Source organism: Hahella ganghwensis DSM 17046 (assembly GCF_000376785.1).
Classification (GTDB): domain Bacteria; phylum Pseudomonadota; class Gammaproteobacteria; order Pseudomonadales; family Oleiphilaceae; genus Hahella; species Hahella ganghwensis.
In genome coordinates, this window is the sequence record NZ_AQXX01000045.1 from 1 (window position 1) to 10,644 (window position 10,644).

At 51.6% G+C, this 10,644-nt stretch carries 13 protein-coding genes; 2 read left to right on the top strand and 11 right to left on the bottom strand.

What is annotated here, in order from left to right:
- Positions 1-290: 290 nt before the first annotated feature.
- From F566_RS0101120 to F566_RS0101135, 4 genes are all read right to left on the bottom strand, one after another.
- On the bottom strand, positions 291-1,097 hold the full coding sequence (locus F566_RS0101120) for a hypothetical protein (RefSeq protein ID WP_020405137.1): 807 nt from the start codon (positions 1,095-1,097) through the stop codon (positions 291-293).
- 31 nt (positions 1,098-1,128) lie between these two features.
- A complete protein-coding gene (locus F566_RS0101125; protein WP_020405138.1) occupies positions 1,129-1,425 on the bottom strand; it encodes a DUF2470 domain-containing protein in 297 nt (98 codons plus the stop codon).
- Positions 1,406-2,005: a YqiA/YcfP family alpha/beta fold hydrolase gene (locus F566_RS0101130; RefSeq protein WP_020405139.1), complete on the bottom strand. Its 600-nt coding sequence runs from the start codon at positions 2,003-2,005 to the stop codon at positions 1,406-1,408. Before F566_RS0101130 ends, F566_RS0101125 begins: the two co-directional genes overlap by 20 nt.
- A gap of 77 nt (positions 2,006-2,082) precedes the next feature.
- A complete protein-coding gene (locus F566_RS0101135; RefSeq protein ID WP_020405140.1) occupies positions 2,083-2,640 on the bottom strand; it encodes a thioredoxin family protein in 558 nt (185 codons plus the stop codon).
- Between the two features lie 106 nt (positions 2,641-2,746).
- Here F566_RS0101135 and F566_RS0101140 point away from each other — a divergent pair, with 106 nt between their 5' ends.
- A complete protein-coding gene (locus tag F566_RS0101140; protein ID WP_020405141.1) occupies positions 2,747-3,346 on the top strand; it encodes a hypothetical protein in 600 nt (199 codons plus the stop codon).
- Positions 3,347-3,397: 51 nt separating this feature from the next.
- On the opposite strand, the gene F566_RS0101145 is transcribed toward F566_RS0101140, so the two are convergent.
- The 6 genes from F566_RS0101145 to F566_RS0101170 all read right to left on the bottom strand — a co-directional run bounded on the left by F566_RS0101145 (position 3,398) and on the right by F566_RS0101170 (position 9,376).
- Positions 3,398-3,811: a hypothetical protein gene (locus tag F566_RS0101145; protein ID WP_020405142.1), complete on the bottom strand. Its 414-nt coding sequence runs from the start codon at positions 3,809-3,811 to the stop codon at positions 3,398-3,400.
- Between the two features lie 17 nt (positions 3,812-3,828).
- Positions 3,829-4,494, bottom strand: a complete 666-nt coding sequence (locus tag F566_RS0101150) for a GntR family transcriptional regulator (protein ID WP_020405143.1) — start codon at positions 4,492-4,494, stop codon at positions 3,829-3,831.
- Positions 4,495-5,077: 583 nt separating this feature from the next.
- Complete coding sequence (locus F566_RS0101155) at positions 5,078-6,190, bottom strand: dihydrolipoamide acetyltransferase family protein (protein ID WP_020405144.1); 1,113 nt, start codon at positions 6,188-6,190, stop codon at positions 5,078-5,080.
- The gene (locus F566_RS0101160; RefSeq protein ID WP_020405145.1) at positions 6,187-7,215 is read right to left on the bottom strand and encodes an alpha-ketoacid dehydrogenase subunit beta; all 1,029 of its coding nucleotides are present in this window, start codon (positions 7,213-7,215) and stop codon (positions 6,187-6,189) included. The genes F566_RS0101155 and F566_RS0101160 overlap by 4 nt, the downstream gene beginning before the upstream one ends.
- Positions 7,216-7,230: 15 nt before the next feature.
- The gene (pdhA, locus tag F566_RS0101165) at positions 7,231-8,328 is read right to left on the bottom strand and encodes a pyruvate dehydrogenase (acetyl-transferring) E1 component subunit alpha (RefSeq protein ID WP_020405146.1); all 1,098 of its coding nucleotides are present in this window, start codon (positions 8,326-8,328) and stop codon (positions 7,231-7,233) included.
- Positions 8,329-8,338: 10 nt separating this feature from the next.
- A complete protein-coding gene (locus F566_RS0101170; RefSeq protein ID WP_020405147.1) occupies positions 8,339-9,376 on the bottom strand; it encodes a Leu/Phe/Val dehydrogenase in 1,038 nt (345 codons plus the stop codon).
- Between the two features lie 394 nt (positions 9,377-9,770).
- On the opposite strand from F566_RS0101170, the gene F566_RS31525 reads away from it, so the two are divergent.
- On the top strand, positions 9,771-10,397 hold the full coding sequence (locus F566_RS31525) for a fructosamine kinase family protein (RefSeq protein ID WP_020405148.1): 627 nt from the start codon (positions 9,771-9,773) through the stop codon (positions 10,395-10,397).
- Here F566_RS31525 and F566_RS0101180 read toward each other — a convergent pair.
- Positions 10,387-10,644, bottom strand: a 258-nt coding sequence (locus F566_RS0101180) for a transposase domain-containing protein (RefSeq protein ID WP_020405086.1), incomplete at its 5' end; no start/stop codon positions are given. The genes F566_RS31525 and F566_RS0101180 overlap by 11 nt on opposite strands.

The window sequence follows — 10,644 nt, forward strand, 5'->3', positions numbered from 1 at the left end:
TGGCGCGTCTGCCGACGCAGAAGAACAGTGCCATTGCTGAATTACTGCCTCACAACTGGAGCGGTCCGGTCAACCTGTGATAGCCGGACGCTTACGACAATTTGTGTTTCCCCGCAATAGGGGCAGCAAATCTCTTTATAACTCAGCATGAACTTAGCCCACATCTACTTCATTCCCTATCTAATTTGATAGATTAAAAAACGATCAAATGCAAGCGATGTTCCCTTCAATGGCTTGAACAGTGGGGATGGCTTGAGCAGGTAGAATTGTATGGACTCCCGGCCTGAAAATCAGGCTATGCCTTGTTTCATTGATAACCATCGCCGTAGTTGGTGGTACACCGCAAGATAGGCAATGGCTCCGGCCAGCCCGAAGGCGGTCCCGGCAAGAATTCCCCAGGAGCTATATGTCAGGGCGACAAGCAGGCTGTATATGATCAGGGAGCCCAGGCCCAAAGGATAGTATTTGATCAGGGTATAGACAGGCTGTGTACCGTAGTTGAGGTGAATGATAAACAGCAGCGGGAAAAAAGTGATAGGAAACGCGGCGAATAATCCCGCAACAGTGCTGCTGCCCAAATAGGCCAGGAGGGTAACAGAGATCACGCAGAAGGCAGAAATAGTACCCCTTATCAGAACGGCCAGATGGGAAAGCCTGATAGGCTGTTGAATATTCTGATCAGGAATGATCCGGTACCAGAATCCGAATCCGATGGTCGCCAGAACAACGAGGACAAAGTTTGTCGCCAAGTCTCCTGAGCACAAGCTTAAGAGACCGTTGGTGATAACAAATGCCAGAATGCCTGCTGCCGGGGCCAGGATGATATTGAACCGGAAACGCAGGCAGAACCAGTAGAGGGTTGTCATCGCCTGGGCAGAAATAAAACCCAGCAGAGTATGCCGGGCGCTGACGGCAGCAAAGTCCGCGCCCTGCTCGATACCGATATAGGCCAGGGCAATTGCAGTACCTAGTGGAAATCCTGCCAGTATACCGGCAACCCGGGTGCTGACTCTTTCTGCAATCAGGGCCAGCCCCATGACCGTAGCAATGGTGATCAGTATCTTACTCAGTTGGATGGCAAGATCATAAAATTCCATGATGTCGATGGCCTGAAAAGAGCTATGCTGACTACTTCAGGTCTTCTTCCTCATGCAATCCTGAGCGCGCCTGTTTTGCCATTTCCACCAACACGCTTCTTGCTTCTCCGGCAGAATTCAAAGGCCTGATCAGTTGAATCGCCAGACGGCAGGAAAGACTGTGTGCAACTACGTCGATATGCATTTCATTGGCATTGATGCTGTGCAATGTCGCCGATATGACGCCATCCACACCGCCAAAATACCGAACGTAATTCACTAGGGTATCGGCATGATCCTGGTTCATGTGCTCGACAATAGAGCTTACCTCATCTTCGGGTAGCGGCATGACTGGCCTCACTGGTTTGTGTTGCGGTTGAATGGGAATGGCCTTTATCAGCCATACTTTCCTTGTGTCCCGATGTCCGGTTTAGCCTGTCCAGAAACTGATAAAACCAGATGCCGAGTTGGGGGAGTGCCTGCTGCAGGCGATGGCCATCATTGACCAGATACAAAGTACATTGGTGCTGCATACTCCATTCGCACACCGTCGAGGCAGGAATCAGGTGATCTGACCAGCCGTGAACGACTTCTGTTACTTCAGCTTTGGGCGCAATCAGAGGTTGCCGGTATTCCGGTAACCCCAATGCCGGAGCCAATAGAAACAGGCCGGTCACTTTGACATGGTGAGAAGCCACCAGAGAAACATAAGCCCCCATACTGGAACCGACCAGTATCAGAGGTGAAAAGGTATCCCAATCCTGTAGATGCTTCAGTAGCTTTTCGGCCCGCAGGTCCGGGCTATGCATCCCTTGATAGTCGATGGTTTCAAAGGTATACCCTACCTTGAGCGCCAATTCTGACAAATGCCGGATTTTGCTGCCCCAGGGGCCGCTCTCCTTGCCATGAGAAAAAATGATGTGTCCCAAGGTCTCTCCTTTGTCACAGGTACCTGCGCAGCAGGTACGACTGACACTCAGATTTCAGTTGTTGTGTGGTGAGCCGTTCAGTCCTCGCGCCATTTTATATTGCATCCCATGCTGGGGATCTGCTCCTCGCTGACTGCCTCACCGGCCAGAACCTGATTCACCGCACGACGCAGATCCTCCCCTGTTACGGGGACATCATTGCCTGGCCTGCTGCCGTCGAACTGTCCTCGGTAAACCAGTTTTCGGTCCTGGTCAAAAAGGAAAAAATCAGGCGTACAGGCCGCATCATAGGATTTGGCCACCTCCTGACTCTGATCATAGACATAGGGGAACACGTAACCATAACGTTCCACTTCAAGGGCCATGTTCTGGGGAGAATCTGCGGGGTATGTCTCTGCGTCGTTGGCACTGATGGCGATGATTCCCAGGCTTTTATCACTATACTCCCGGGCAAATTTGGCAAGCGCAGATTTCAGATGAACCACGTAAGGACAGTGGTTACAGATGAACATGACCAACAGGGCTTTGTCATCACTGAAATCGGCCAGTGACCAGTGATACCCCTGTTGATCCGGCAGATTGAAATTAGGCGCTTTAGTGCCGAGTGGGAGCATGGTGGATGTGGTTAGTGCCATGAAATCGCTCCTTGTTTCTTTTAGGAAATAGACTTTCGTAACAGTCGTTAACTGGCGAACTTAGTGCTCAGAGTTTAACATTAAACGAAACAGAGGGGAGAAGAGCGTGGCGCAATACGAACTGGTTTTTTCTGGTCAAATAGTCGATGGCTTTGACCTGGCTCAAGTGAAACAGAATGTGGCGAATCTATTTAAAGCCAACCCGGCCCAGGTGGAGCAGATGTTTTCCGGACGTTCGGTTGTATTGCGCAATCGACTGGATGATGCAACGGGTAAAAAATATCTGGCCATACTCAGAAAAAACGGCGCTCAGTGTGAGCTGCGTCCTATGGGACAGGCAGCCCCCTCGCCGACAGAAGATCAGAAGCCTGTGCCTCAGGCTCCGCAATCTACTGCCCCTCAAGCTTCAACCCCACAGGCGAGGACTTCTGCCGCCAAGCCCATGGCATCTGGCGCCGGGAAAGTGCAATCTCCTCCGGGGGCATTACCTGTTGCAGGAGAAAAAGTCGACGATATTCTTCAGGAAGTGTCCTGGGATGTTGCACCAGCAGGGTCTAAATTAGCAGATGAGGCTCCTGAGCTACCTACCGCTGAGCCTGATACCAGTCATCTTAGTGTGGCGCCAGCCGGGAGCGATCTCGGACAGAAAAAAGCGTCCCCACCTCCGCCTGCACCGGATACCAGTCATCTTAAGCTGAAAAACTGATTTTCAATGTAAGTTGATGCTTCCCAGGATCCCGGAGGGCCATCACAGGCCCTAATTAAACGCCCCAAGCAGTTCAAAGTAATCACTGTCACAGGGACCACTGGTTCTGGAATACCGTAAAGCGCGGAATTCCTCTCCGGGACTGGTTTCAATATCTTCTGAGTGATGGACAAAAGCGATATCGCCAGGATAAAAGCGCATTGTCCATTTCCCCTGCTCGACTTTCTCTACTTCAGCGATGCCCTTATTGGGGTGAAATACGCAGTTGCTGACATGTTGCTCCTCAACAGCCGGTGTGGTTGCCACGGTCTCCTCTACCGGAGTATCAGGTATTAACACTGGCGTGGGTTCAGGAGGTATGACAACCTGTTCTGGCTGAGTTTTTGCCGTGGGGGTGACAGAACAACCCTGCATGATCAGCAGGATGGAGGCGGTCATAAAAAGCAGAATTCGTGAATCTGCCATGGGTTTTACATTCATTATCATTGGCGGGTTTGAGCGCGAATACATTCAATGATCAGTTGGCATTGGCCTTTGGCATATGATTCGAGTATAGCCTGTAACTCTACCTCATTATGTTGTTTTATTGCATCCAGTGAAGCCCGCATATATTCCAGACTGTCGTGAATGACAGTGGGCCCCTGTCTTAAAGCGAGAAAGCTGCAGCGTTTGGCAGATGGCCACAGATCATTGATCATATTGACCAGGAAAGGATTCTCCGCATAAGCCAGAGATGCCTGGGTATATTCGATTCCGAGATTGTGAAAATTCAGCAGATCGCCTTTTTCAAAGCATTCACTCATCTGGGTATAGAGAGATTCCATCCGTTCCATATCATGAGGTTGCCAGCCGCGAAGCAGCTTAGCTCCGGTGTGGCCGAGAATCAGTAGTAAAGTCTCATAAAGACTGGTAACAAATTGCTCGTTGAGCTCAGTAACAAAGGTGCCCTTGCGGGTAACGTTGGTAACGAGATAGCGCTTTTCCAGCAGTAGCAGAGCTTCCCGAATAGAGCCGTGGCTGACTTCGAGTTCTTTGGCCATCGCATTTTCATATATTCTCTGGCCGGATTGCAGCTGGCCAAGTACGATCATGTTTTCAAGATGCTGGGCGACCTGTTCAGTCAGGGTCTCCTTGGGCTTAAAGGTCATTAAAGCTCCGTATTACAACAATAATTCAGGGCAACGATGATGATACCCCCCAATGTTCAGAATATTACCAAGTAAAATACAAGTGGTGTAAATAGCAAGCTGGCGGACCGCAGGCATTCTTCCGGCTCGTGCCTGTCAGATGCTAAAAGTATACTTTTAACATTTCATCCGGCAAGAAGATTGGTGCAGTCCGCTGATTTGAGTTTCATATCCAATAGCAGAGGTTCAGCCAACAGCGCATCTATTTTCAACTGACCAATTAACCGATGAGGAATCCAGGGCTGTTGAAATCGTCAATACCCTCTAAAGTTTGCTAAGTTTATGCCGATTTCTGATAACAGGGAAAATATACAAGAAGCCTCAGAAAAATTACCTGCATTGCCATTGCGGCGTCAAAAGTCGACTCATAATGCTCATTTAATCAGGATAAATTGCACTTTTTCGCCAACGTTATTCAGAGGCTCCATAAAAAAAGCGGAGCCTGGCAGGACTCCGCTAAGCGCAGCAGATAAAGAACGACCCCCGCCGACTACACACGTACGAGAGCAATCGTGGCGTGTCTGGCAAGGGTTTCTCTCGTCCTTTATTTAAGTGTAGCCCGTTCTATATCTTTTACCATTGCCGCCAGAAATCTCGCTGCCTCCCCGCCAGTTGCGGCTCTGTGGTCAAATGTCAGTGATAACGGCAATCTGCGTCGGATCTGCATTTCACCGTTTCTGGCAACCACTTCATCCCGAATCATTCCTGCACCGACAATGGCCACCTGCGGGGGGACAACAATAGGATTCGCATAGCGTCCTGCCATTGTGCCGAAATTGGACAGGGTGATGGTTGCGCCCTGCATCTCCCGGGGAGGAATCTTGCGAGCCTTGATATCTGCTCTCATGGCATTCAGTCCCTTGCGCAGGTCGTTGAGTTTGCGACTGTTGACATCCCGTAGTACGGGGACAAACAGTCCGTCTTCCGAGTCCACTGCGATACCGATATGGACAGCCTCAAACAGACGCCTGGAAGGACCATGTCCGTCAAACCAGGCATTCAGCGCCGGTGAGGCCTGACAGGCGCTGGCTATGGCATGCACCAGTCGCATAGTGATATCAGTGCCTGCAGGCCAGTCGTGTATATCGGCATCTTCGTACAGGGAAACCGGTACCACTTCTGCGTGGGATTTCGCCATATTCTGTGCCATGGTTCTGCGGACCCCGCGAAGAGGCTCAGCTTCTCCAAAGCTGCTTTGCATTTCGGCTGCTTTCTCTACATCGAGAGCCGAAATTACATCGCCATGGGACGGTTTAATCAGATTCAGGTCCACACCCAGGCGTTTAGCCAGAGCCCTGACTGCAGGAGTGGCTCGTGCCCTGTGCGTGGCTGGTTGTTGACCGGCCGCGCCAATGATGAAGTGATCTTCGCTGCTGCTGGAGGCTCGCTTGAGTTCTCCGACAACCGTTCCGGCGTCTTCACCCTCTCCCTGATACTCGACCAAGGGTTCTCCCACATGAATGACATCTCCTGGTTCTCCGAACAGTGCTGCGATGACCCCGTCCTGGGGGGACGGGACCTCGACAATCGCTTTGGCTGTCTCTACTGAGACCAGCAGCTGATCGACCTTTACCTTGTCCCCTTCCCTGACATGCCATTCCACAATCTCTGCTTCTGCCAGTCCTTCTCCCAGATCCGGTAGTTTGAAGAACTTCATAGTCCTTCCTCCATTAGTATGGTGGCGGCTTCGCAAATCCTTTCGACAGTTGGCATATAATGCATCTCGTTCCGATAATACGGCATCACAGTGTCATATCCGGTGACTCTGCTGACAGGCGCTTTCAGGTCAAACAGCGAGGATTCGGAAAGTTCGGCGGCAATTTCAGCACCGACTCCGTGGGTCCTGGCGGCTTCATGCACAATGCAGCAGCGCCCGGTTTTGGCAACGGAGGTGCGGATTGTGGCCATGTCCAGCGGTGAAATACTGGCAACATCAATGACCTCGGCGCTGATATCCTGCTCCAGTAACTGATCTGCCGCCTGCAATGTTTCCTGAATCATGGCTCCCCAGGATACCAGTGTGATATCGGTCCCTTCCCTGAGAGTGAAGCAGGTATCCAGCGGGAGTGCCTGTCCGTCATCTGTGACATCCTGAGAGCTGGCGCGGTAGATCCTTTTGGGTTCCAGAAACACCACCGGGTCATCGTTGCGAATGGCTGCGAGCAACAGACCATAGGCTCTTCGGGGAGAGCTGGGAATGACCACTCTTAAACCTGGGATGTGGGCAAACAAGGTTTCAGTGCTTTCGCTATGGTGTTCCGGGGCATGAATGCCTCCACCGAAGGGCGCCCGCAGAACCATGGGGCAGCTCAGTCGGCCCCGGGTTCGGTTACGCATGCGGCTGGCATGGCTGACTATCTGTTCCATGGTGGCATAAATAAACCCCATGAACTGAATTTCCGCGACCGGGCGAATACCCTGTGCTGCCATTCCTATCGCCATTCCCGCAATAAGTGTCTCAGCCAGTGGCGTATCCATCACCCGTTTCAGTCCAAACTCCTCCCGGAGATTGACTGTCGCTCTGAACACGCCACCATTGACCCCTACGTCCTCACCCAGCACTACGACGTTCTCGTCTTCCTGCATGGCGCGGGCCAGGGCCAGATTAACGGCTTCCACCATGGTGATTTTATGACTGACCACACTGGCATCTGCTGTGTCTGATTTTGCTGCTATGTTCATTTCAGTCACCTCCTGCTAATGGGAACCCTGTTGAGTGCCGCCAGGTCCGGCGAGAGATTTCACGTCGATTCTCTGTTCAATGAGAGGTGCCGGCATGTCGGCAAACAAATGATCAAACATGGATTCCGGTGGCTCTGGAGGTGTATTGAGATAATCACTAACCGCTGTTTCGATGATCTTCGTTGATTTGTTCTGTAGTTCCTTTTCCTGAGATTCTGACCACAGGTTCTGGCTGAGCAGATAATGCCGAAGCCGTTGGATGGGCTCTTTTTCCCAGCCGGCTTTCAGGTCTTCCTTGGACCGATAGCGGGTGGCGTCGTCTGCGGTGGTGTGATCACCCAATCGGTAGGATATAGCTTCGATCAGAGTGGCTCCCTTCCCGGCATGGGCTTTCTCCAGGGCGTGTTGAACCGCGTCCGAAATGGCGAAATAGTCGTTGCCATCTACCTGGATTCCTTCAATTCCTGCCCCGATCGCTTTCTGGGCGATGGTCTGCCCAGCACTCTGTACCTTGCGGGGGGTGGATATCGCCCATTGATTGTTATTCACAACAATCACCATCGGTAGCTGCCAGACCCCTGCCACGTTAAGACTTTCCAGAAAGTCGCCTTTTGAGGTGGCGCCATCGCCACAGGTAACGACGGCGGCTCGCTTTTCCCCTCGTATCTTAAAAGCGGTTGCCACGCCTGCTGCATGGCACATCTGTGTGGATATCGGCACGCAATTGGGGAAGTCTTCCGGACAATGCTGGTATTGGCTTCCCCGCTCGTCACCGCCCCAGTACAGGAGTGTTTCGACGAGTCTTACACCTCGGAGATATTGGGCTGGCAGGTCACGATAATAGGGGATCAGTACATCATCTTTTCTCATGGTCTGTCCGACAGCGACACCAATTGCCTCCTGCCCCAGAATAGATGGATAAGTCCCCATCTTTCCGGTGCGTTGCAGGGCCACAACTTTCTGGTCAAAGTTTCTGATCAGGACCATGGTTTCGTAGGCCTCGATCAGGCGTTCCTGATCTCGGCTCCACTCCGGCAAAGCCTGCTCCAGTTTCCCCTGCTCATTCATAAAACGGTTGTAGGGGATGAAGAAATCAAAGGTTTTTTGCATCATCACCGGTCTCCTACGCAGCTTCAGAAAGTTTCTGGTAAAGGCGTTGTTCTGCCAACTGGTCGGCCATGACACTGGTCGCCAAACCTTTTTGTTCCGATTGTTTGAATATTTCGGATAAGGTATGGGCAATACGCTTGGTTTTGTCTTCGATCAGTTGCTGCGGTTTGCCCAGGTGATGCAGGGAGGCATACACCAGACCTCCGGCGTTAATGACGTAATCCGGAGCATATAAAATACCTTCGTCGTGCAACCATTGGCCGTGCTGGTGATGTTTGAGCTGGTTATTGGCAGAGCCGGCGACAATGGCACATCTCAGGCGTTGAAGAGTCTCATCATTGATGATTGATCCGAGGCCGCAGGGGGAGAACACTTCGCATTCCGCATCATAGATGTTGTCAGGGTCTACCACCTGCGCAGAGAAATCTGCCTGGGCACGTTTCAGAGCATCCTGATTAATGTCGCTGACCAGGAGAGAAGCGCCGGCCTCATGGAGAAGTTGGCATAGTTGGTAACCCACATTGCCAATACCCTGAACGGCCACACGAATACCCTGCAGATGTTCATTCCCCAGTTTGTACCGAACAGCCGCTTTCAGCCCTTCAAACACTCCCCGTGCAGTATAGATGGCTGGGTTGTCCTCTGAACTGGTGCTGGTCACATGACGGGTTTCCTTGTTGATCCAGTCCATTTCCCGTGCGGTGGTTCCAGAATCTATGGCGGTAATGTAGCGCCCGCCGAGATCTTCCACAAAGCGTCCAAAGCACCGGAAAATGGCTTCAGAATCAAATTGGCCATGTGGCTTCATGATGACAGATTTACCTCCCCCTTGAGGCACTCCTGACAACACGGCCTTGTAGCTCATTCCGCGAGCCAGACGCACAGCGTCCAGTAGTGCGTCATCTGTTGAATCGTAGGAGATAAACCGACAACCACCCAGGGCGGGTCCGAAGCGGGTGTTGTGGATGGCGATAAATGCTTTGAGTCCACTGGCTGCATCGTCTCTGACATGCAACTCGTTGACCCGATAATGATCGAGCAGGTCAAACATGACTGCACTCCTCTGTTGAAACTCACATTCAGGAGAGGGACAAGTGGCTTGTGGCCTCTGACCTCAACCTTTACTGTGAAAGGTGATAACCTCGCGTTCGAAGTAGAGGAAACGCGTATATTTATGTTACGCCCTGACAGCATCAACCGATTGATTGAACCCTGGACAGGGCAAGCTTGCATGGCTGACTCAGCAGCTAAATGGAGGGTATCTCACCAGACTGCCGGTCAGTGTTGAGAAAGGCCGGTGAGCTTAACGCAACGACTGCACACTTATTATTCAGTATAGAACGAATTTGATGGCAAAACCTTCAGCTTGGTTAATAAATCGTCAACTATTGTCATAGTGCGCCGGACGAAGCTTAAAGCAATCCACAGTAGATTAGGGAGAGATTATGTCTGATTTATCTGGCTTGAACAGCTGGCTGCAGCGCAATGCAAAAGGCCGCATCATTGGTCAGACTACTGTCGCTGGAGGTTGTATTAATGAGGCTGGTATTCTGCGCACCGATGCCGGTTTCTGTTATTTCCTCAAGCATAACCGGCGAGCACCTGCGGGAATGTTTGAGTGTGAGGCCCGATCACTCAAGTTGATGACTGAGACTGGCACCATAAGGATACCTGCTGTTTATTTCTGGGATGAACAATGCCTGCTGATGGAATATCTTGAGCCTGCGCAGGCCCGGAAGGACTACTGGGAGAACTTTGGCAGAGCGCTTGCCGCCATGCATAGACATACTGCCCAGGCATTTGGGCTCGACATTGACACGTACTGCGGTACGACGAAGCAGCCGAATACCTGGACACAGGACGGGTATCAGTTCTTTGCAGAACAACGTCTCTTAATGCAAGGCAGGCTGGCACAACATCAGGGCCTCCTGCAACAGACCGATCTTGAAATGCTTGAGCAGATTTGTGGAAAACTGCCCGAATGGATTCCTGAACAACCGGCATCATTGATACATGGTGATCTATGGTCTGGGAATGCGCATATAGGTAAGCGTCCGGCTATCACAGGTTGACCGGACCGCTCCAGTTGTGAGGCAGTAATTCAGCAATGGCACTGTTCTTCTGCGTCGGCAGACGCGCCAGTACATCTTTCAGATAAGCATAGGGATCATGTCCGTTCAGTTTGGCCGATTGGATCAGACTCATTACTGCCGCTGCCCGCTGACCACTGCGCAGCGATCCGGCAAACAACCAGTTGGAACGACCCAGCGCCCAAGGCCGGATCTGGTTTTCCACCCAATTATTGTCGATGGGCACGGC

Excerpts from the sequence above, each read along its gene's own strand:
- F566_RS0101160 (WP_020405145.1), bottom strand. The coding sequence starts at position 7,215 with ATGAACATAGCAGCAAAATCAGACACAGCAGATGCCAGTGTGGTCAGT.
- F566_RS0101125 (WP_020405138.1), bottom strand. The coding sequence starts at position 1,425 with ATGCCGCTACCCGAAGATGAGGTAAGCTCTATTGTCGAGCACATGAAC.
- F566_RS0101135 (WP_020405140.1), bottom strand. The coding sequence starts at position 2,640 with ATGGCACTAACCACATCCACCATGCTCCCACTCGGCACTAAAGCGCCT.
- F566_RS0101145 (WP_020405142.1), bottom strand. The coding sequence starts at position 3,811 with ATGGCAGATTCACGAATTCTGCTTTTTATGACCGCCTCCATCCTGCTG.
- F566_RS0101120 (WP_020405137.1), bottom strand. The coding sequence starts at position 1,097 with ATGGAATTTTATGATCTTGCCATCCAACTGAGTAAGATACTGATCACC.
- F566_RS0101150 (WP_020405143.1), bottom strand. The coding sequence starts at position 4,494 with ATGACCTTTAAGCCCAAGGAGACCCTGACTGAACAGGTCGCCCAGCAT.
- pdhA (WP_020405146.1), bottom strand. The coding sequence starts at position 8,328 with ATGATGCAAAAAACCTTTGATTTCTTCATCCCCTACAACCGTTTTATG.
- F566_RS0101170 (WP_020405147.1), bottom strand. The coding sequence starts at position 9,376 with ATGTTTGACCTGCTCGATCATTATCGGGTCAACGAGTTGCATGTCAGA.
- F566_RS31525 (WP_020405148.1), top strand. The coding sequence starts at position 9,771 with ATGTCTGATTTATCTGGCTTGAACAGCTGGCTGCAGCGCAATGCAAAA.
- F566_RS0101155 (WP_020405144.1), bottom strand. The coding sequence starts at position 6,190 with ATGAAGTTCTTCAAACTACCGGATCTGGGAGAAGGACTGGCAGAAGCA.